11 protein-coding genes are annotated in these 21,999 nt (G+C 63.0%); 1 reads left to right on the top strand and 10 read right to left on the bottom strand.

All coding sequences use genetic code 11. The features are described 5' to 3' along the window. Positions 1 to 13: 13 nt before the first annotated feature. From treY to LMG28727_RS25375, 8 genes are all read right to left on the bottom strand, one after another. Positions 14 to 2,875, bottom strand: a complete 2,862-nt coding sequence (treY, locus tag LMG28727_RS25410) for a malto-oligosyltrehalose synthase (protein ID WP_201645065.1) — start codon at positions 2,873 to 2,875, stop codon at positions 14 to 16. Continuing rightward, entirely contained in the window at positions 2,872 to 5,097 is a 2,226-nt protein-coding gene (malQ, locus tag LMG28727_RS25405) for a 4-alpha-glucanotransferase (RefSeq protein WP_201645064.1), read from the bottom strand. Before malQ ends, treY begins: the two co-directional genes overlap by 4 nt. Next, positions 5,094 to 7,019, bottom strand: coding sequence for a malto-oligosyltrehalose trehalohydrolase (gene treZ, locus LMG28727_RS25400; RefSeq protein WP_201645063.1), 1,926 nt, complete (start codon positions 7,017 to 7,019; stop codon positions 5,094 to 5,096). Before treZ ends, malQ begins: the two co-directional genes overlap by 4 nt. A gap of 145 nt (positions 7,020 to 7,164) precedes the next feature. Continuing rightward, on the bottom strand, positions 7,165 to 9,384 hold the full coding sequence (glgX, locus tag LMG28727_RS25395) for a glycogen debranching protein GlgX (protein ID WP_201645062.1): 2,220 nt from the start codon (positions 9,382 to 9,384) through the stop codon (positions 7,165 to 7,167). Positions 9,385 to 9,494: 110 nt separating this feature from the next. After that, positions 9,495 to 11,705, bottom strand: coding sequence for a 1,4-alpha-glucan branching protein GlgB (gene glgB / locus LMG28727_RS25390; protein WP_201645061.1), 2,211 nt, complete (start codon positions 11,703 to 11,705; stop codon positions 9,495 to 9,497). Next, positions 11,698 to 15,183 (bottom strand): maltose alpha-D-glucosyltransferase, encoded by a 3,486-nt coding sequence (gene treS / locus LMG28727_RS25385; RefSeq protein ID WP_201645060.1) that lies wholly within the window; start codon positions 15,181 to 15,183, stop codon positions 11,698 to 11,700. Before treS ends, glgB begins: the two co-directional genes overlap by 8 nt. Next, complete coding sequence (locus LMG28727_RS25380) at positions 15,180 to 18,632, bottom strand: maltotransferase domain-containing protein (RefSeq protein ID WP_201645059.1); 3,453 nt, start codon at positions 18,630 to 18,632, stop codon at positions 15,180 to 15,182. The genes treS and LMG28727_RS25380 overlap by 4 nt, the downstream gene beginning before the upstream one ends. 463 nt (positions 18,633 to 19,095) lie before the next feature. After that, positions 19,096 to 19,758, bottom strand: a complete 663-nt coding sequence (locus tag LMG28727_RS25375) for a DUF1345 domain-containing protein (RefSeq protein ID WP_201645058.1) — start codon at positions 19,756 to 19,758, stop codon at positions 19,096 to 19,098. Positions 19,759 to 20,086: 328 nt separating this feature from the next. Here LMG28727_RS25375 and LMG28727_RS25370 point away from each other — a divergent pair, with 328 nt between their 5' ends. After that, complete coding sequence (locus tag LMG28727_RS25370) at positions 20,087 to 20,824, top strand: metallophosphoesterase (RefSeq protein ID WP_201645057.1); 738 nt, start codon at positions 20,087 to 20,089, stop codon at positions 20,822 to 20,824. 30 nt (positions 20,825 to 20,854) lie between these two features. On the opposite strand, the gene LMG28727_RS25365 is transcribed toward LMG28727_RS25370, so the two are convergent. After that, positions 20,855 to 21,556, bottom strand: coding sequence for an RES family NAD+ phosphorylase (locus LMG28727_RS25365; protein WP_201645056.1), 702 nt, complete (start codon positions 21,554 to 21,556; stop codon positions 20,855 to 20,857). Beyond that, positions 21,553 to 21,990, bottom strand: coding sequence for an MbcA/ParS/Xre antitoxin family protein (locus tag LMG28727_RS25360; RefSeq protein ID WP_201645055.1), 438 nt, complete (start codon positions 21,988 to 21,990; stop codon positions 21,553 to 21,555). The genes LMG28727_RS25365 and LMG28727_RS25360 overlap by 4 nt, the downstream gene beginning before the upstream one ends. Between the last annotated feature and the right edge of the window lie 9 nt (positions 21,991 to 21,999).

The raw sequence follows: 21,999 nt of genomic DNA, 5'->3' as shown, positions 1-21,999 counted from the left end.
CCAGGACGAACCCTCAGCTACGCGGCACCCCATCCTCTACCAGTACCGCAATCGGCATGGCCGCCAGCGCATCGCGCAGATACAGCAGGCCGTTTTCGTCAACCTTCGGCGCGGCGGGACTCAACCAGTCGAACAACGCCCGGGACGATAAATCGGACGGCATTTCCACCGCGGTATCCGCCCACTTCGCGGCATCCACTAGCGGCAGGTCGCCGTCGTCGCCGAGCAGGCCAGCCGCCAGGCGACTTGCCACCACCACCGCCCACGCATTGCCATGCCGCCGCGCAAACGCGATCACGCTCGACGCATGTGGGCCGCGCACCGTCAGCGGCAAATACGTGCTTTGGCTCAGCAACTCCGGCAAATGCTCGCGCAACGCGAGCACACGTTGCACGACGGCGAGCTTCACTTGGCCGTCGTGCCAGCTGGGCAGAAACTCCGACGGCGGCGTCTGAACCAGCAAGCTCTCACGTTTTGCGAAATCGACAGGACGGCGATTGTCGGGGTCGACCAGACTGAAGTCCCACAATTCGGTGCCCTGGTAGAGATCGGGAATCCCAGGTGACGCGAGTCGCAATACAGTTTGCTGCAAGCTGTTCAGCGCCCCCGCACGGCCGATTCGCGCGACAAAAGCGGCCAGCTCCTTCAGGAATCCATCGCGGCGCTGCGGCGCAAGAATGTCGAACAGGAAATCACGACAGCCCGTTTCGTAGGCCTCGTCGGGCGCTAGCCAGTTGGTTTGCAGTTTCGCTTCCCTGAGCGCCTTCAATTGCCATTGCGCGACGCGCTCGGCCAGTTCCTTGACGCCTGCTTCATCGTCCGGTTGCAGGTCGGGCGGCCAGCATCCCACCAACGTCTGATACAGCATCGCTTCGGCGGCCGCACCGGGCGCCCAGTCGTCGCTGCGATCCTGACCTACGCTGCTGAGCGGCTTGCCATCGAGTGCCCGCCGCTGCGGCGCATTCAGCGTCGACCACGCGCGCAACGTCGCGCTCCAATCGTCCGCGATTTCGCTCAGTACCGCGAGCCGCGCACGCACGTCTTCGCCGCGCTTGTGATCGTGCGTGGCCGTAGCGAGCAATGCATGCGGAAACCGTTGCGACCGTTCCAGATTTGCCGCATGAAATTGCTCAACCGACAACGCGAATTCGCCCGGATCAGAGCCGACCTCATTGCGCGACAACAGCCGCCCATAGCGATAGCACGCGGTATCTTCGACCGCCTTCGCGGCGACCGGCGCGGTCAGTTGCGAAAACAGCGTTTGCGCGGTGCGGCGCGACGAGCCCGCATGAGGCGGCGGCCCGCCGCCTTGACCTTGCTGCTGCGGCGGCGCGCCGGTTCGCGTGCCGGGTACTTCTTCAGCACTGCCGCCAAGCCACGCATTCACGCGATCGAGCACGACATGGTCCGCGCGCGACAGCGCTACTTGCGCGCCCGCCAAAGCCTGGTCGAAGTAAATGTTGTCGGTGGCACTGCGCAAACCGTTCTGCGGATAAATCCGGTACACCGGAAAATGCACGACAAGTTCGGTGAGCACGCGGCGCAAGGTCGTGAAAGTGAAGTCGCGTGTGGTCAGCGAATCGCGTGCAATGCGATGCAGCGCCCGCGCCGCGCGGTCCAGTTCCGCCGACAGGTTTTCCGCGAGAATCTTGCGGCGAGCTGCCAGCGCTTCGTCGGCGAAACGTGGGCTGCGACCGGTCAACTCAGCCCACGTGCGCGCGAGCGGTTCCGCGCCGGCAGGGTCGTGCAGCAGCGCGCCCACGTCGCTCATGAAGTCGTAGCCGGTGGTGCCGTCAACCGGCCAGTCATCGCGCAGCGGCTCGCCCCGGCCCAGAATCTTCTCGACCACCACATACGGCGCACTGTCGCGCAATTCGGTGAGCCGTTGCCGCAGGCGCTGACAGTATTCGCGCGGCTCAGCGAGTCCGTCGACGTGATCGATCCGCAGGCCGTCCACCACGCCTTCCTGATAAAGGCGGAAAGCCAGCGCATGCACCGCGTCGAAAACTTCGGGCCGCTCCACGCGCACGCCGGCCAGTGTCGAGATATCGAAGAAGCGCCGCCAGTTCACTTCATCGGATGCGGTGCGCCACCACGCCAGCCGGAAGTGCTGCCGTTCGATCAGCCGATGCAAGCGGTCACGCGTCACCGGATCTTCCGGCGCGTACGCCTCCAGCACGATCTCGATTGCCGAATTGCCGTTTTGCGCGACAAACTCACGCAATGCGTTGCGCGCCTCGGCGGCACGCGGTTGATCGGTGGGCTGCGTCGTCAGTCCCTGGAAGCGCTCGGCAAGCGCGCTGAGGTCGGCGCGATCCGCGCTTTGCAGGATCGACGCGTAATCGATCGGGCAAATGGGGAACACATGCGGCCCATAGCCGATGAAAAAGCGGCCGGTGTCCGACGCAAAATGCAGCGCGATGCGGCCCGCCGCGAGTTCCTCGCCATAGGGCGCGCCGAGTGTGGGTTGCAGCACCTTGCCGCGCAGTGCGGGGTCGGGCGAATGCCAGTCCACATCGAAATGGCGTGCATACGCGCTATGACGGCCCCATTCGAGAATGTCGAGCCACCACGCGTTGCTCGATCCGCCGACACCCATATGGTTCGGCACCATGTCGACGATCAGTCCCATGTTGTGCGCACGCAGTTTGTCGACGAGGCGCTTGAGGCCCGCCTCGCCGCCACATTCGGCACTCACCTGGGTGTAGTCGACGGTGTCGTAGCCGTGCATCGAGCCCGGCTCGGCGGTCGTGATCGGCGATGCATACACATGACTGATGCCGAGCGCGGCGAAGTAATCGACGTGCTTCGCGGCGTCGTCGAACGTAAAGCCACGGTGGAACTGTAGGCGAAGCGTGGAGCGCGGGACGGTCATGGCGTATCAGGCTCCGAAGAAGCGTTGGAAGAAGGGGGCGAAATAGGGGGCGCAATCCGCGGGGCAATCCGCGGGGCACTGCGCGCGCGGTCGACCGCCAGCAGGCGGTCGCAGAACGTATCGTCAGCGAACAATTCGTCGACCGGCAGGCTCAGCCGGCGCCGCCAGTTCGGATGCTCATCGATCGAACCGGGCAGATTCGGCTGGTCGACCAGCGCGAGCAGGTCTTCAAGCGGAAACGTGACGAGCGGGCCAGGCGTCGCCGCCACGAAGGCCAGCGCTTCGTCCACGGGCGCGCTTTCGGCGGGCGGTGCAGTGACGCCTGACGCGGCCACGCCGGCTTGCTGAAACGCGTGCCACAGTTTGGCGCGATCCTTCGCGCGTTCCTCCTGCGCGGCTTCCTCGGGGTCGCGGCCATCGGCGCGCGCCATCGTCTGCCCGATCTTGTTGCGCCACGTGATGTCGCTGCCGCGCCACCAGCCGGCCACGGTGGGCAGATCGTGGGTGGTGGTGGTGCCGACCGCGTTGCGGTCCCACTCGTACGGTGGCTTGAAGCCGTCGCCGTCTTGTGCGCCTTCGAACCACAGCACACGAATTCCGGCGATGCCGTGTTCGTCGAGTCGCTCGCGAAAACCCGGCGGCACGGTGCCGAGATCTTCGCCAATCACGATCGAGCGATGCCGCCACGATTCGAGCGCGATCAACCGCAACAGGTCTTCGAGCGGATAGCGCAAATACGCGCCGTTGCGCGCGCTTTCACCTTCGGGCACGAGCCACAGCCGCCGCAAGCCGAGAATGTGATCGATGCGGATGCCGCCCGCATGCGCGAACGCCGCGCGCAGCATGTCGATGAACGCGGAAAAGCCCTGCGTGCGCATCGCGCGCGGCGAGAAGGTGGTGAGGCCCCATGCCTGTCCGGCCTGGTTGAAGAGGTCGGGAGGCGCGCCGACGGATACGCCTTGCAGCATGTCGTCGCGATACGACCACGCGTGGCTGCCCGCGCTGTCGCAACCCACCGCGAGATCGGCGATCAGGCCGACCGCCATGCCGGCGTCGTGCGCGGCCTGTTGCGCGTGCGATAAACCCTTCGCGGCGAGCCATTGCAGGAATAGATGGAAATCGACTTCGTAGCGATGGGCTTCGGCAAACGCTTCGACTTCCGGGCTGCGCGGATCGCGCAATGCGTCGGGCCAGTCGCGCCAATGTCCGTGGCCGCCTTCCTGCGAAAGCTGCGCGGCTTGCAGCGCTTCGAATCGCGCGTGGTCCTCGAGTGCGCGTCCGGCACGTTCGCAGAAGCCATGAAATTCCAGCGCGCGCGGCGTGTGCTGGAGGCGTTCGTTTTGGCTGAAATGCTCGTACAGCGTGCGCAAGACCTTCAGCTTTAGCATGACCGCATTCGGCCAGTCGATCAGCTTCAGATCTTCCAGTTGCGACCAGGCGTCGGCGGCTTGCGCGGCGTTGAGCGCATCGCGCGCGGCGTCCGCGCCGAACACCGCAGCCGGATCGATATGGGTGACGTTCAACCACAACCGCGACGACGGCGAATAAGGGCTGAAGCGATTCGGCTCTGCGCTGAACATCGCGTGAGTCGGGCTGACGGCGAGCGCGTGCGCGCCGCGTTTGCCACTTTCCGTTGCCACCTGGGCAAGTGCCGAGTAATCGCCGATGCCGCCGTCGCCGGTGCGACGCAGTCCGTACAGCTGCGCGGCGACGCCCCACAGCGGCGGCGTTTTCTTCGTGTCGTCCGGATGCAGCGTGCGCCACGCGTCATCGGCGGTGTAGCAGCGGCGTGGCGCGACGGCCAGCGTCACCCGTTGCTCGTTGATCACGAGCGTGTGATAGCCGGGTTCGTCGATCGGCGCGAGCAACGCTTCTTCGCCTTTGGGCGCCGTAAAGCGGCCATCGATGATCGAACCGCTTTCCAGTTCGATCCGGTAATGGCTGCCGGACTTCACTGCCGCGGCAGGCAGCGCGATGCCGCGCCCGATCTCGGCCGTCATCAGCGGAGGCATTTTCCGGCCCGACAGTTCGGCCTCCAGAGCAGCCGCGCTTTGCCGGATCTGGGTAGCGTTGCCGCAGGGCAAGCCCATCCGGTCGAGCAGAACGGCAAGTGTGCTGTCGGGCACATGCTGCGTGGTGTGATGCGCGTCCTGCCACTCCACCTCGAAGCCGGCACGGGTGGCAAGAGTCACGATCGTTTCGTTGGGGCGTCGGGTTGTCACGCGTGGCGCTCCTGTTTTCCTGCGATGCGCGCATCGTGGCCGATCGCGTAGTCGCTGACGTCGCCGGTTAGCCACGCGACGAACGTGTCCGGCGGTAGCGTGCCAGCGGCGACCTGTTCGCGCACGCGCGGCGGCGTTTCGAAAATCACCTTGCCAGCGGGTATCTGTTCCAAAGCGACGTTTTCCTTCGACAGATTCAACGCCACCGACAGCGTCTCTCCATCACCCAGTTTCCAGCGTGCGACCAGTGCGTTGGCATCGCCGCCATTGGCCGCGCCGAGCACGCTCGCGCCCAGCGCCTTGCCGTGCTTCAGGCGCGGTGTGATCAGCTTCGCGCGCACGGCGAGCGCGGACTTGTAGAAGTGCATCCAGTCGAGGCGGTCTTTCGCTTGTGCGTCGTCGTTGGCCGCCGCCGCTTCGCCTGGTGCGGGCGGCGATGACGCATTAAACGTCCCGACATCGTTCGGATCGGGAATCTGCGCGCGTTTCTTCTCATCGCTGAACGAAGAAAAGCGCGCGAATTCACGGCGGCGTCCTTCGCGTACGGCGTTGGCTAAATCACCGGTGTAGTCGGTGAAGAAGAGGAAGGGCTGGGTCGAACCGTATTGCTCGTCCATGAAAAGCAGTGGGATTTGCGGCGACAACAGCAGCAGACCGGTGGCTGCGCGCAATGCCTGATCCGATGTCAGTTTGCGCAGGCGTTCGCCAAATGCACGATTGCCTATCTGATCGTGGTTCTGCAAAAACATCACGAACGACGTCGGCGATAAATGTCCGCTCGATTCACCGCGCGGCGCACCGTCGTGAATCGGCGATGGATCGCCCTGATACGCAAAGCCTTCCGACAACACGCGTGCAAGCCGGCGAACCGGCTGATCTTCGTACGCGTGGTAGTAGCCCTCTGTTTCGCCAGTGAGCAGAACGTGCAGCGTGTTGTGGGCGTCGTCGTTCCATTGCGCGTCGAAATGCGTGTCCAGCAGGCTCGCGCTGTTGTGCTCGTTCTCCAGCACCAGATGCACATGCCGCCCATGCTGCACGGCCGCGCGGATATGGTGGGACAATTTGCGCAGCCATTCGTGATTGTCGATTGCATGCACCGCGTCGAAGCGCAACCCGTCGATCCGGTACTCGTTGATCCAGTAGACGGCGTTATCGGTGAAGAAATCGCTCACTTCATTGCGATTGAAATCGATTGCCGGACCCCACGGCGTATGCGTGCCGTCGCGGAAAAACGAACTCGCATACGCGTGCAGATAGTTGCCGTCCGGGCCGAAGTGGTTGTAGACCACATCGAGAAACACCATCAGGCCGAGACCGTGCGCGGCGTCGATCAGTGCTTTGAGTTCTTCGGGGCGGCCATAGGCGGAATCGGGGGCGTAGGGCAGCACGCCGTCATAACCCCAGTTGTGCTTGCCGGGGAAGTCGTTCAACGGCATCAATTCGATCGCCGTGACGCCGAGCGCGGCGAGTTCGGGCAAACGCTTCTGCACGCCTGCATAACCGCCCATCGCGCCGACATGCAACTCGTACAGCACTGTTTCTTCCCACGGCCTGCCGTGCCAGCTCGTGTGTTCCCACCGATACGCCCGCGGGTCGATCACCTCGCTCGGCCCATGCACGTCCTGCGGCTGGAAGCGCGACGCCGGGTCCGGCACCAACTGCTCGCCGTCGAGCCGGAAGCGATACAACGTGCCCGCGCCGCAGTCGACGGTTGCTTCGAACCAGCCGTTGCCGGTCGGCGTCATGTCGTGCGCGCCCTGCGCAGCACCGCTCTCGACGGCGATCTGCACGCTCTTGCACGACGGCGCCCAGAAGCGGAACCGCGTGCGTGGTTTGGTGCCCGCCGCGCCGAGCAACTGCGCGCTGAACGGCAAACAATGCGCGTGATGATGCGCATGAGGATCAATCGGACTTTCGGACATGATTCTTCACCATTCGAATGTGCTGTCGAGCCGCGTTTTACACGTACCTTGTGCCAATGATTCCGCACGTGCGATACGTCACGCGCCGCATGCTGTTCGTACCGCGAAGCGACAACGCCAACCGCCGCGCTGCGCGTTGCGCCGTTCAAGTGCTCGGCGACGTATCGCTACTGGGCGGATGCGCACCGGGATCGGGCGGCAGCGCGGTCAGCAGCCGTGGCCCGTGCTGAGCGCCGGCCGCCCATCCAGCCTGCCAATCTGCCTCACCGACCGGTTGCGCGGCCAGCATCACAAGGCCGTGCGCGGCCACTTCAACGTCTGCCGCCGCCAGCCGATGCGGCGTGTTGACTGACTCAGCCGTGTCTAACAGCACATGCCATTCCAGGTGCGGCGCAGGCGGTATAAAACGTAGCGTTTCCTCGTTGGCGTTGAGCATCATTAACAATACTTCGGTTTCGCCATTCAAGCCTGGTCCCGCGCGACGCAAGGTAAACGCGCGTCCTTCGGGGTCCTGCCATGCCTCGATGGTCAGCGGATCGCCGTGTTCGTCGAACCAGCCGACATCGAATAAACCGGGCAATACTTCGCGGTCGCCGAACAGAAAGCGCGTTTCGCGCAGGAGCGGATGCTGCTTGCGCAGCGCGATGACCCGTGCGACGAAGTCGGTCATCTGACGGCCATCGGGCGAAGCGGCGTGCTCCCAGTTGATCCACGAAATTTCGTTGTCCTGGCAGTACGCGTTGTTGTTGCCGTTTTGCGTACGCAGCGATTCGTCGCCCGCCAGCATCATCGGCGTGCCGAGCGCCATCAGCAGCGTGGCGATCAGCGAGCGGGCCACACGCTTGCGCGTGGCGAGAATCGCGGGATCGTCAGTCGGGCCTTCGGCGCCCCAGTTGCGGCTGCAATTCTCGTTGTGCCCGTCGTTGTTATCTTCACGATTTGCTTCGTTGTGCTTCTGCTCGTACGCCGTCACATCCGCTAACGTAAATCCGTCATGTGACGTGACGAAGTTGATCGATGCCCACGGCTTTCTGAAACGCCGGTTGAACAGATCCGCCGAGCCGGTCAGACGCGCAGCGAGATCGGGCCGCAAGCCGGCGTCGCCGCGCCAGAAACGGCGCACGGTGTCGCGAAAACGGTCGTTCCATTCGCTGAATCCCGGCGGATGATTGCCGAGCTGATAACCGCCAGGCCCAATGTCCCATGGCTCGGAAATCAGCTTGCGTTGCGACAGCACGGGGTCCTGGCGCAACGCGTCGAAGAAACCGGAGCCGGGATCGAAACCATGTTGCTCGCGGCCGAGCGTCACGCCGAGGTCGAAACGGAAGCCGTCGATATTGAAAGCAGTCGACCAGTAACGCAGCGAATCCATCACCATCTGCAAGACACGCGGATGCGGCAGGTTCAGCGTATCGCCGCAACCGGTGTCGTTGATATGGTGACGTTCGTCGCCGGGAATCAGGCGGTAATAGCTGGCGTTGTCGAGTCCGCGCCACGAAACCGTGGGGCCCATCTCGCTGCCTTCGCAGGTGTGGTTGTAGACCACGTCGAGAAATACCTCGATGCCGGCAGCGTGCAGCTGACGCACGGCGATCCGCATTTCGTCGAGCCTATGCGTACTCAGATACGACGGTTCGGGCGCAAAAAACGCGGCGGTGTTGTAGCCCCAGTAATTGCGCAGCCCGCGCTCCACCAGAAAGCGATCGTTCAGAAACGCGTGAACGGGCAGCAATTCGACCGCAGTCACACCCAGCTTCAGCAAATGCTCGATGAATTCCGGCGACGCCAGCGCCGCAAACGTGCCGCGTTCGTGCTGACGCAAATCGGCGCGTAACATCGACGCGCCGCGCACATGCGTTTCGTAAATGACGGTCTCGCCCCACGGTACATTCGGGCGTTTATCGTGCGACCAGTCGAACGCTTCGTCGATCACGACGCATTTGGGCATCGCGGGCGCGGAATCGCGCCGGTCGATCGAAAGATCCGCGCGATTCGAATGCACGCGGTAGCCGAACAGCGCATCCGACCAGCGAAACTGTCCGACGAGCTTGCGCGCGTACGGATCGAGCAAGAGCTTGTGCGGATTGAAGCGGTGCCCCTGATGCGGCTGATACGGCCCGTGCGCGCGAAATCCATAAGCGGTGCCCGGATGCGCGTTGGGCAGGTAGCCGTGCCAGACTTCATCGGTACATTCGGGCAGCGTATAGCGTCTGATTTCCTTGCGGCCCGTGGGATCGAACAGGCAAAGCTCGATTTTCTGCGCGTTCGCCGAGAACACGGCGAAGTTGACGCCCAGGCCATCCCAGCTGGCACCGAGCGGATACGGCGAGCCCGGCAACAGCCGGTCGGGCATTGCATGCGACATGATTCCCCTTCCTGTTCTAGTTTGTGAACGCTCTCTTGGGTCTTCATGCAGCGGGCGCGCGGAGCCAAGGCCGCGCGCCCGCTTTTACGGCGCTTTTCTCGACCTCTGGCTCATTCGGCGCGCAATACAATGGTTGCGAGCGGTGGCAGCACCAGCGACGCCGAATGCGGTCTACCGTGACTCGACATTTCGTCGGTATGAATCGGGCCGCCGTTGCCCATATTCGAGCCGCCGTACACGCCTGCGTCGGTGTTCAGCACTTCGGCCCAGCGTCCACCGCGCGGCATGCCGATGCGATAGCCGACACGCGGCACGGGCGTCATATTGCAGACAATCACGAGTTCCTGGCCTGCGCCGTCGGTGCGTCGATACGCGTACACGCTGTTGCCGCTGTCATCGCCAACCAGCCATTCAAAGCCGCCTGGCTCACTGTCCAGCAGATGCAGCGCCGGCTCCCTGCTGTACAGATGGTTCAGATCGCGAACCAGCTTCTGCACGCCATGGTGGTTCGGATCGTCGAGCAGATGCCAATGCGGCGACGTGTCATGGTTGAATTCCGCCATCTGGCCGAATTCGCCGCCCATGAACAGCAGCTTCTTTCCCGGATGCGTCCACATGAAGCCGAAATACGCGCGCAGATTGGCAAAGCGTTGCCACGTGTCGCCCGGCATCTTGCCGAGCAGCGAGCCTTTGCCGTGCACTACTTCATCGTGTGACAGCGGCAGCACGAAACGCTCTGAATACGCGTACACCATCCCGAACGTCATCATGTGGTGATGGTATTGACGATAGACCGGGTCTTCTTCCATGTAGTGCAACGTGTCGTGCATCCAGCCCATGTTCCACTTGAACTGGAAGCCGAGCCCACCGTCCTGCACAGATGCCGTGACCCCCGGCCACGCGGTCGATTCTTCGGCAATCGTGATCGCACCCGGCACGCCCGGCACATAGCCGACTTCGTGATTCAGCCGCTTGAGGAACGCGATCGATTCGAGGTTTTCCCGTCCGCCGTAAATGTTCGGGACCCACTGATCGGCGGCGCGTGAATAGTCGCGATACAGCATCGACGCCACCGCATCCACCCGCAAACCGTCAACGTGATAGCGCTTCAGCCACGCCAGCCCCGATGCGACCAGGAACGCGCTCACCTCGTTGCGGCCGAGGTTGTAGATCATCGTGTTCCAGTCCTGGTGATAGCCTTCGCGCGGGTCTGCGTGCTCATAGAGCGGCGTGCCGTCGAAGTCGATCAGACCGTGGGCGTCGTTTGGAAAGTGCGCAGGTACCCAGTCGAGAATCACGCCGATTCCGGCCTCGTGCGCGCGGTCGACGAACCGCGCGAACTGTTCGGGCTTGCCGAAGCGCGCGGACGGCGCGAACTGCCCCAACGGCTGATAACCCCACGATCCGCCGAACGGATGTTCTGCGATCGGCATGAACTCGACGTGCGTGAAGCCCATGCTTTTCACGTACGGAATCAAGCGATCGGCGAGCTCTTCCCAATTGAGACCGCGCTGACCTTCTTCGGCGATACGCAGCCACGACTCCGCGTGCACTTCGTAGATCGTGATCGGCGAGCGAGCGGTCTGTTTCGCGGCGCGCGACTGAATCCAGTCGTGGTCGGTCCACGGAAACTGCTCGATCTCATCGACATGCGCGACCACGGACGCCGTGCCTGGCGGCTTTTCTGTTTGCATCGCACACGGGTCGGCCTTCAGCGGCAGCGGGTGGCCGTCGCGCGACAGCAACTCGTACTTGTAGCGCGTGCCTGCACCGACGCGCGGCACGAACAATTCCCACACGCCTGCCTGATGACGCAGCCGCATCGGATGACGCCGCCCGTCCCACGCATTGAAGTCGCCGACCACCGACACGCGTCGCGCATTCGGTGCCCATACGGCAAAGCGCACGCCTGGCACGCCATCCACTTCCATCGGACGCGAGCCGAGCAGTTCCAGCACCGCGTACGGGTCGCCGCCCGCCAGGCGGCCCAACGGTTCATCGCCGAGAACGGGGCCGAATGAATAGGTATCCTCGACTTCCTGAATCACGCCATGCCAGTCGATCCGCAGACGATAAGGCGCCGCCGACGTCACGCGGCCCGCGAACAGTCCTGGTCGCAATTGCTCGAGCTCGCCGAGCGTTGCGCCGTCGGTACGCGAAATCACCGTGACATGGGCAGCGTTCGGCAACAACGCACGCACCACTGGACCGATGTCCGTCTGATGCAGCCCAAGCTGCGAGAACGGATCGGGGTGACGCGCTTCGACTAGCGCGTCGATCTCGACAGGGTGGAGGCCAACGGCCGGATCATGCTCACTCATAATCGCCCTCAGCCGGGTTAGGCGGTGTGGCGGCGCCGGGCGCCGGGGTTGAAGGATCTTGCGACGATGCCCCAGTCGTGCCGCTCGCGCCTGTATCGCCGAGCAGACGGCTGGCGAGCGCAGCGAGGCCGCGCACCGGCAAGCTGAGCCACGTCGGACGATTGGCCGCTTCGTAGCGGATTTCGTACGCAGCCTTTTCGATCAGGAACAGATCGAGCAATGCCTGTTCCGCCTCTGGGGCGACCAGCGGTGTCGGTGATTCCGCGACGGCGGCGCGGTACTGACCCAGGAACGCCTCGGTGGCATGCACGCGGAAGCGCTCGAACAGCGCGCGCTTGCGATCCGCTGTCTGCTGCGTGGCGGCTTCTGTGGCGGATTGCGCCGCCGCGCTTGCATACGACAGCGATCGCATCAGGCCAGCCACGTCGCGCAACGGGCTCGATTTCTGCCGACGCTCTTCGAGCGAACGCGCCGGCTCGCCTTCGAAGTCGATCAGATACGCGTCGCCCTGTGCAACCAGGATCTGGCCGAGATGGAAGTCACCGTGAATGCGGATGCGCAGTGCTTCGGAGTCGCTCGACACGAGTTGGTCGACGACAGCCACCAGCGCCTCGCGACGGTCGATCAGGCTCTGCGCAAGCGCGCGGGTATCGGGATCGCTGATCTGTTCGATGCGCGGAGCGAGCAGATCGAGCGCGCTGGCCAGCATCGACTGCGTGCCGCTCACCCATGCCTTCACCTGCACGGCATCGGCCGGTTCGGGTGAGAACGCGGGGTCGTCGGTCGGCGACGCGAGTGCGACGTGCAACTCGCCCAGCCGTCTGCCGATGATGCCGGCCAGTTCGCTATAGCCTTCCATCAGAATCGCTTCTTTCTCGCGATCCGGCGCCGATGTCGCTTTTTCCGTATCGACCGCAATCGCGAGCTCGTCGACCGAGCGGCGCAGATAGTCGAGCGACCAGTTCCATGCATCGCCCTGATTGTCGATGAAGCCTTGCAGAATGCACAGCGTATGCGGCACGCCTTCAGGATCGACGCGCACGACTTCGCCATACAGCGGCGCGGTGTTCGCGTAACCGAGGTTCGTCAGATAGCGGCTGATTTCCGCTTCCGGATGAATGCCGCTCACGAGGCGGCGCACCAGCTTCAGCACGGCAGCGTCGGCGATGATCAGCGAACTGTTGCTCTGTTCCGCCGCGAGCCAGCGAATCTCCGGACGGTCGCCGAGTTTGTCCAGTTCGGCGAAACGTTCGGTTGGAAGGAACTTGATTTCGCTCTTCTGCACGGTCGGTACGACCGCGCGTTCGCGCAGTTTGCGCATCACGTTATGGGCGAAGATCGGCAGCGCGAACGCGTCGGTCAGATGACCGACATTGCGGCCGCGCCGCACGCGTGCCAACGCCAACTGTATAAACAGCGGCGTGGTGGTCTCGCCACCCCACGTGATCGCGATTGGAACGACGTAACGCTCGGTATGGTCGCCCACGTCCGCTTCGATTTCGGTGAACGCAAAGCCGCCATTCGGGATCGTGGTTAGCGCGGCAAGCCGCACCGCATGCATCTTCTGATCTTTCGACGCAAACCAGCGGCGCCGGCTGAGCCACGAAGGCAACACTTCCGATTCGAGCAGACGGACGTTCTCCGGCGTCGGCCCGGCTTGCCCTTCGCGAATCACGATCGTCGCGAATTCCGGCAGCGGTTCCGAATGCGCCTGAGCCCAGGTTGGACGCTGGCCACCCGGGCACAGCATGAACCACAGAAAGCCGTACGGCGGGAACGTCAGTAGATAGGTCAGTTGGCCGATCGCGGGGAATACGGAGTCGGCGGTCATTTCAATCGGCACCGAGCCGTTGAATTCGGACAGATCGAGTTCGACTGCCTGCGGCGCGCGCGACAGATTCGCGACGCAGAGGATCGGCGGCTCGCCCGGCATTTCCCGCAGATACGCGAGGATCTTGCGGTTTTCCGGCTTCAGGAAGCGGATCGTGCCGCGCCCGAACGTTTGCTTCGCGCGACGCGTGGCGAGCATGCGGCGCGTCCAGTTCAGCAGCGAATGCGGATCGCGGCTTTGCGCTTCGACATTAACCGCGTCGAAGCCGTATAGCGAGCCCATTACCGGCGGCAGCACCAGTTGCTCAGGATCGGCGCGCGAGAAACCGCCGTTACGATCCGACGACCACTGCATCGGCGTGCGCACACCGTCACGGTCGCCAAGGTGGATGTTGTCGCCCATGCCGAGTTCGTCGCCGTAGTAGATCACGGGCGTGCCGGGCATCGACAGCAGCAGCGAATTGATCAACTCGATGCGGCGGCGGTCACGCTCCATCAACGGTGCGAGGCGGCGGCGAATGCCGAGATTCAGCCGCGCGCGACGATCGCTTGCATAGGTATTCCACAAGTAATCGCGCTCGGAGTCCGTGACCATTTCGAGCGTGAGTTCGTCGTGATTGCGCAGGAAAATCGCCCATTGATTCGTCGAGGCGAGGTCCGGCGTTTGCCGCATGATGTCGGTGATCGGGAAACGGTCTTCGCTCGCAATCGACATATAGATGCGCGGCATCAACGGGAAGTGGAACGCCATATGGCATTCATCTTCGTCGCCGAAATATTCCTTCACGTCTTCCGGCCACTGGTTCGCTTCGGCGAGCAGCATCCGGTTCGGATATTCGGCGTCGATGGTCGCGCGAATCTTCTTCAGGATCGCGTGCGTTTCCGGCAGGTTCTCGTTATTGGTGCCCTCACGTTCGACCAGATATGGCACCGCGTCGAGCCGTAGCCCGTCAATGCCCATATCGAGCCAGAAGCGCATCACCTGAAGCACTTCTTTCAGCACCGCGGGATTGTCGAAGTTCAGATCAGGCTGGTGTGAATAGAAACGGTGCCAGTAGTAAGCGCCCGCGACAGGGTCATGCGACCAGTTCGACGGCTCCGAATCGATAAAGATGATCCGCGTTTCCTCGTACTTCTGATCGGTATCGGACCACACATAAAAATTGCGATGGTTCGAGCCCGGCTTCGCGCGCCGCGCGCGCTGAAACCACGGGTGTTGATCCGATGTGTGATTGATGACCAGCTCGGTGATCACGCGAATTCCGCGCGCATGCGCTTCCTGAATGAAGCGCTTCACGTCGGACAGCTGACCGTAGTCCGGATGCACGTTGCGATAGTCGGCGATGTCGTAACCATCGTCGCGCCGTGGCGACGGATAGAACGGCAGCAACCAGATCGCATTCACGCCGAGCTCGGCGATGTAGTCGAGCTTCGCAATCAGGCCGGGAAAATCGCCGACGCCGTCGTTATTCGCATCGAAGAACGATTTGATGTGCACCTGATAGATGATCGCGTCCTTGTACCAGAGCGGATCGTCGCTCAGCGCCGCAGGCTTGCCGCGCCGGTTCGAGCGCGGCTTGGCGGTATTGCCGGGAGCGTTGCCCACCGGCGACTGCACGGTGGTTTGGGCTGGATCGTCACGCTTCATATCGCACCTTCCGTAGGGGTTGGGTTGCCAGCGTCGGCGTGAAGAGCGCTGTCGGTGTCGCTGTCGCTTTCATCGGGACGTTCGGCGGGCAAACCGCCGAGCGGCGCGATGTGCCAGATCGAGAACGGCTGACCGGACCCGAGTTGAATGTGCTGCCTGCGGCCATGCCATTCGAAGCGCGCGCCGGTCATCTGATCGGTCACTTCCAGCGCTCCGTGATCGTGAAGATTCCATTTCTGGAAAGTCTCCCACGACAATTCAATATCCGCGCCCTGTTCGTTGAACGCGTCGAGATTGATTGCGACGACGATGACGTTGTCGCGTGCCTCGGTCGCTTTCTCGAAGACCAGGACGTGGTCATTGTGCGCCATCAGGAACGTGAGGCCGAGATGCGTTTGCAGCGCCGGGTTCGCACGGCGAATCCGGTTCAACGCAGTAATCTCACCCGTGATGTTGCCGGGCCGGTTCCAGTCCCACGCGCGCAGCTGATACTTCTCGGAGTCGAGATACTCCTCGCTATTGGGCAGCGCGGCCGCCTCGCACAATTCGAAACCGCTGTACACGCCCCACAAACCGGCGAGTGTCGAAGCCAACGCAGCGCGAATCAGAAAGCCCGAGCGTCCCTGCGATTGCAGATGCCGTGGGTTGATATCGGGCGTATTGACGAAAAAGTTCGGTCGATAGAAATCACGCGCACTGCTTTGCGTCAGTTCGCTCATGTACTCGATGAAGTCGCGCTTCGACTCGCGCCACGTGAAATACGTGTATGACTGCGAGAAGCCGATTTTGCCAAGCCGGTTCATCATGCGCGGACGCGTAAATGCTTCGGCGAGGAAAATCGTATCGGGAAAGCGCGAGCGCACATCGCCGATCACCCATTCCCAGAACGGCAACGGCTTCGTATGCGGATTGTCGATGCGGAAAATATGCACGCCAGCGTCGATCCAGAACAGGAACACGTCACGCAGTGCGAGCCACAGGTCGGGCTTGGCGTCGTGTGCGTAGAAGTCGGGGTTGACGATGTCCTGATACTTCTTCGGCGGATTTTCCGCGTAACGCAGGGTGCCGTCGGGACGCCACGCAAACCAGGTCGGATGCTCCTTCAGCCACGGATGATCCGGCGAACACTGCACCGCGAAGTCGAGTGCGATTTCCAGGCCATGCTGATGCGCGGCGGCGAGCATCGCTTTGAAGTCGTCGAGCGTGCCGAGTTGCGGATGCACGGCCGTGTGTCCACCTTCCACGCCGCCGATCGCGTACGGGCTGCCGACATCGCCTGGATGCGCGGTCAGCGTGTTATTGCGGCCTTTGCGATTGGCGACGCCGATAGGGTGAATCGGCGGGAAATACAGCACGTCGAAACCCATGTCGCGGATGCGCGGCAGTTTCGTGATCACATCGGCAAAGGTGCCGTGACGCGATTCGTCGTCGCTCATCGAACGCGGGAAGATTTCATACCAGCTTGCGAAACGTGCCGCGGTACGCTCGGCGTCGATCCGATAAATCACAGGATCGCGGCTCAGGAACGGCCGATGGCGCGCGGCGGTCATCGCCTTTGCGGTCGTCGGCGCAAGTAGCAGCGCGAGCTTGGTCGCGGCGTCGGCCTTCGTGAACACCTTGACGATGTGTTCGAGCGGCTCGGTGACCGCGCCTTCCACCGTCTCGACTTCGGCGAGCACCAGTGCGAACAGATGCGACGCTTCGTCCAGTTCCAGTTCGACGGTCTGGCCCGCCTTCAGCTTCTTTTGCACATGCTCGACGAGCGATGCGAAATCGTCGCGCCAGGCCATCACGGTGAACTCGTGGCGGCCCATGCGTTCCAGCGGAATCCGCGCCTTCCAGATATCGAGGCCGGCGGGCTGCGCGGGAGCCATCAACACTTCGTGCCACGCGGTTTCGTCGGCAGCTCGCCAGATCACGGCGGCGGCGATCTTGTCGTGACCTTCAGCAAAGATCGCCGCGCTGATCTCGGCATGCTCGCCGACGCTGCGCTTGACAGGAAAGCGGCCGTTATCGAACGACGGCATCACGCTTTCAATCGCCACGCGTGGCGCGGCAATCGCTTCGACCACGGTCTTGCGGCCACTGCGCTTGCTATTCGCTTTGTCGATGGGAGGCGCGAGCCGGATTGGCTTGTCCGCGAGCGCGCGGAACAGGCGCACCGCGCCAGGGCCGAGTGTGAACGGCGTCAACGTGGCAGGCGCTGTGTGGCCTGGCGCATCCAGCGGCACGAAGCGCGTGAAGTTGCCAGGCACGCCTGCGAGAAAGCGCGCAGGATCGACGCGCACCGGCGCGCCGAGTTCGGGATTGATGGCGATCAGGATCGACTCGTCCGCAACGCGCAGGTCGGCCTGGTCAGCGCGCAACAGGACCGCGGCGGGTGCACCGGGACCGCTGAGCGGGCGCAATTCACCGTTCGCGTGCAGCGTCTTCACCTGGCTCGCGACTTCGTTCACATGCGTGATCGCGCCGGTGAGATCGAATTTTTTCGCCTGGACCGCCAGCGCGAATTGCGACGCGTCGCCGCGCGTTTGCGACATCGGTTCGGCGACGCCGTATTCGAAACCCATCGGCATCATCCAGCCGGTGCCGATGACCGCCGAGGTGAACAACGCGCGCCGATACGCGCGCTCGACGAGCGTGGAATCGTGGACATCGGTCAGTTCCGCGACGAGGCGGGTGTCAAAAGGCGCTTCGGGGAAGGCAATCGGCGCACCGATGCGCGCGAGTGCGGCATGTTCTTCCACCATCCAGCTCGAGCGGAAGTCCCACCAGCGCACCGACGAGAACACGCTGTCGAAACCCGCGCTTTCCAGTCCGGGCAGATCGCCACGAGACAGACCTGGCGTCGCGGCGAGAAAGCGCACGTGAGGATGCTTCGCGCGTACCGCTTCGAAGAGTTGCCGCCAGACTTCGGCGGGTACGCGGTGCGGCGAATCGAACCTGAAGCCGCCGATGCCCGCATCAGCGAGCGCGAGCAACTGCTGCGTCCACCAGTCGACTAACGCGGTGCGGCTACCGGTATCGTTGAAATTGGCATACGCGACGTTGTCCTCGCGATGCACATGACGCGGATCGAGCCGCGACTCCTCCGATTCGGGCGGATGGAACCAGTCCGCATGCTCGCTGTAGAGCGCGCCATCGGCGGCCATCCGGTCGATCACCAGATCGGCCAGCACGGTCAAACCGCTTTGCGTGGCTGCGCTCGTCAGCGTCTGAATCGCCTCTGGCGCCGACTGCTGCGCCTCGAACACGGGATGCAGCCCGGCGTGATTGCCGACCACCTGCCCGTGGCCCGCCTGTCCGGGCTCGAACAGCCCGCTAATCAATGCATGATCGAAGCCTAGCGAAGCCGCATGAGCGAACTGCGCCGGCCATGCATCGAGTGGCCCCACGAGGAGTGAATGAAAAAAGTAAATCCGCGGCGCGTACCCGTTTGGAGATTCCATCGGTCGTTTCCAGATTTGTCCTGCTGCGGTGTGGATGCAATTGGCATGCGATCACAGCGCTCATTGGGCTTCCAGAGCCGTAGGCGCGCGACGCCGAAGCGAACGCGCGCACTGGTCAATGTAGTGCAAAGATCGTCACGCCGCTGGCCAGTCGCCAATGCTTTGACGCCAGACATCGGCTGCATGCGGCTCGCTGGAACTATCCGCAACACGCAGCAAACGGTGTGCCAGTTGGCCTGGCGCGGGATCGACGGAGGGGTGAAGCGGGTGCCCCGCAGCAGGATGCGCGGCGCCGACGGGAATGGGAGGGAGCGTGGGATTCACGCGCGCCGCATGTAAAACGGTCGGGGATTGTCCGGGTTTTACATGGCGCGCGGGAAGGGGTGTTGTTGTTACCGCAAAAGGCGAACTCGCGGCGGCCTGCTGATTGTGTCAGCCGCATTCATTTCATCTGTCAGCTGGGTTACGAGCCCAGCAATCCCGCTGCGATGTTCACGCATAAGCCGAGCACCGCGACGTTGAAATAGAACGACAGGATGGATTGCGCGAGTGTGGCGCGGCGAATCGTGCGCGACCGCAGCACAACGTCCGACGTCTGCGAGGCCACTGCAATCGTGAACGAGTAATACAGGAAGTCCCAATAGTTCGGTTTGAGCCCGTGATCGGGGAACAGCAACGCGGTTTCTTTTGCGTCGGTGTCGTAGTAGAGCCGCGCGTAATGCAGCGTGAAAATGGTCGGGATCAGAAACCATGCGCCGATCAGCGTGGCGCCGGTCAGCAGATAGTGCAACGCGCTCGACGTACCGCCGCCGCCTTTCGCCGACGCCAGTTCCAGCACGATCGCAGCAATGCTCGCGATGGTCGCCACGCAGATCACGAACAGCACGACGCCCGCGTTTTCGTCGTCGCGCACAGCGTATTCGCGGACCACGTGTTCGTCGGCGATGGCCATGTGTATCCAGATCATCGCCAGATAGCTCCAGATAGCCGCGTCCCAGCCGATCAGCACGCGCGCCATAGGCCGCGTGTGCGCGGGAATCAGCAACGTGACCACGATGCCGATTGCAAGGCCGATCACCGTGCGGGGTCGATTGCGGAGAACCTGGGGATAATATTTGATGAGCATGGAATCCAAAGTAGGGCCGTCAGTGTCGCGGATTCTACTCGCGCTTCAACGATTGTTTGTCGATCGGCCGAGTTGTCGGCGCGAGTCTTTCGCGGCTTCTTGCGTGCGGCTTTCAGTGGAGCTTCGCGTTTGCCATCGGCTTCCTTTCCGTTTCGTTTCGGCGCGCGATGCGAGCGGCAAGAGTGACTATCAAGCGATGGGTTGCTGGTGAGGCTTCCCCGAAATGCGCCACTTTTGCATCGTTTCTGGTCATTTCCGCCCAACCAGGCGCCTGGATACGATAGGCACCGCGCATACGGCACCACGTCGACCGAACTATCATGAGGAAATGGCTACCGTCTCCGTCAACCCTGTCGAGCATCATGCCGCCAACGCAAACGGCCGCGACTTCGTGGTCGGCGATCTGCATGGCTGCATGGATGCATTGCGTTACCTGCTACGCGTGATCGCATTCGATCCGACTCGTGACCGGCTGTTTTCGGTCGGCGATCTGGTGGATCGCGGCGAGCATTCCGAGCAGGCGCTGGCGCTGCTCGACAAGCCCTGGTTCTATTGCGTCCTCGGCAATCACGAGGACACGCTGTGCGCGGTCGCGGAGGGACGCTTGCGGCGCCAGTGGTGGTATGGAATCGGCGGCATGTGGGCGATGGATTTGCCCGATGAGCGATTGAAGCACTACGCGGAAAGGCTGCGGACGTTGCCACTCGTGCGTGTGGTGGGCAACGGCAAGGAGCGCTTCAATATTCTGCATGCCGAATTCTTCGGCTCGGACGCGGATCTCGATGCAGGGAATTTCTCGGACACGACCCGTCAGCAGATGCTGTGGGGCCGCGATCTGGCGTTAGGCAACAGCGATCCGCAGCGCCAACGCGGACTCTCGCTGACCTATTGCGGTCATACGCCGATGCCCGATATCAAGCAGATTGGCTCGCAGGTGTTTATCGACACCGGTGCCTTCAGCCCGGATGGCAAGCTGACTATCGTGCAGCCTCAAGCGTTGCGGCGCTGGTCGATTTCAGTCGACGAAGCGCGTGCGGAAGGCGCGGCGGCGCTGGCTTTGCCCTGATTGCGCCTGCCGTCGCCCTTCGCCCGTCGCTCAACCGACCTGGTTGAGTTCAAACACCATATCAACGCTCGTGCCGTTCCAGTTGTATTCCAGATAGGCCGCGTGATGGCAGTCGTGCAGCAGCGTCGTGCGGAACGCGGCAAGACATTCGCCTTCGCCGTCTCTCACCGACTGATAAACGATGCCCGGCGCACCCGCATCCCGTACCGCACGGCCGAGCGACTGGCCGGCCAGATAATCGTCCGGTGACAACACGGCGAGATCGAGCGAAGGGTCGTGGCGAATATCGACCACCCTGCCTTGCGCGACCACCGTGTAAAGCCGCATCTGCTGACGCATGGGCGGCTCGGCGGTTGCCTCCAGAAACTTGCCGGTGTGATAGCGCGTTTCGGCGATCGCCGTGGCGCGCGAACGGGCGCAATAGAACACGCCGTACGTGCCATCGGAAAAACGGCTGCCAAGCGGATTCAGATGCGTCAACGCGGCCATGATCGGGCCGTAACCCGGACCAAAACGACGTTCCTCGCGCGGCACCAGATCGAGTTCGCCGACTTCGGTTCGCAGGCGGTCGTTGGTCATCGCCTCAAGTGCGTACAGCGCGTCGAAATCTTCGGGCGATGCGACGCGATCGAATAAATTCACCGCCGGAAAGCGTGTGGGAATCACCCGATAAGCGGGCGACCAGTCGAGCGGCGCAACGGGCCAGCGGTCCTGCCAATGCGGTTTTGTCACGCCCAGCCGCCTCGCATTGCGTCGAGATATTGGCGCACGGCCACGAGATCGCTGATGTTGCCCGCCAGCATGCGGTCGAGCGCGCGACGGCCGCCGAACGGCGGCGCGCTATTGGGGCGCTTGACCCAGACGTCGGCGGCATTGGGTTGCGGCAGCAGGATTTGCAGCGCCTTGTAGATGCCGAGCAACAGCGATAGGCGCTCCAGCGTGTCGCGCCCAAGGCGGGCCGTTTCAGGCGACGACTTCCATTTGAAGTAAGTGGAGCGGCCCGGTGAGCCGAGCAGCACGATCTGCTCTTCCGCGTTCAGGTCCCAGTCGCGCGCGATGTTGAAGAAAGCGCGCAGACCCGCTGCGGACATTTCCGTTAGCGAGGGTGCTGCAGCGGGCCGTGGAATCGGCGCCTCAGGCGTGGAAAGGCGGGCAGCGTGAGCCATGATCTGATT

The sequence above is a fragment of the Paraburkholderia metrosideri genome (assembly GCF_904848625.1).
Lineage (GTDB): Bacteria > Pseudomonadota > Gammaproteobacteria > Burkholderiales > Burkholderiaceae > Paraburkholderia > Paraburkholderia metrosideri.
The sequence above is the reverse complement of the archived record's forward strand: the minus strand, read 5'-3'. Positions and strand labels throughout refer to the sequence as shown.

Bases quoted from the DNA above. Each gene is read 5' to 3' on its own strand.
- treY (WP_201645065.1), bottom strand. From the start codon at position 2,875: ATGACCGTCCCGCGCTCCACGCTTCGCCTACAGTTCCACCGTGGCTTT.
- treZ (WP_201645063.1), bottom strand. From the start codon at position 7,019: ATGTCCGAAAGTCCGATTGATCCTCATGCGCATCATCACGCGCATTGT.
- glgX (WP_201645062.1), bottom strand. From the start codon at position 9,384: ATGTCGCATGCAATGCCCGACCGGCTGTTGCCGGGCTCGCCGTATCCG.
- glgB (WP_201645061.1), bottom strand. From the start codon at position 11,705: ATGAGTGAGCATGATCCGGCCGTTGGCCTCCACCCTGTCGAGATCGAC.
- treS (WP_201645060.1), bottom strand. From the start codon at position 15,183: ATGAAGCGTGACGATCCAGCCCAAACCACCGTGCAGTCGCCGGTGGGC.
- LMG28727_RS25380 (WP_201645059.1), bottom strand. From the start codon at position 18,632: ATGGAATCTCCAAACGGGTACGCGCCGCGGATTTACTTTTTTCATTCA.
- LMG28727_RS25375 (WP_201645058.1), bottom strand. From the start codon at position 19,758: ATGCTCATCAAATATTATCCCCAGGTTCTCCGCAATCGACCCCGCACG.
- LMG28727_RS25370 (WP_201645057.1), top strand. From the start codon at position 20,087: ATGGCTACCGTCTCCGTCAACCCTGTCGAGCATCATGCCGCCAACGCA.
- LMG28727_RS25360 (WP_201645055.1), bottom strand. From the start codon at position 21,990: ATGGCTCACGCTGCCCGCCTTTCCACGCCTGAGGCGCCGATTCCACGG.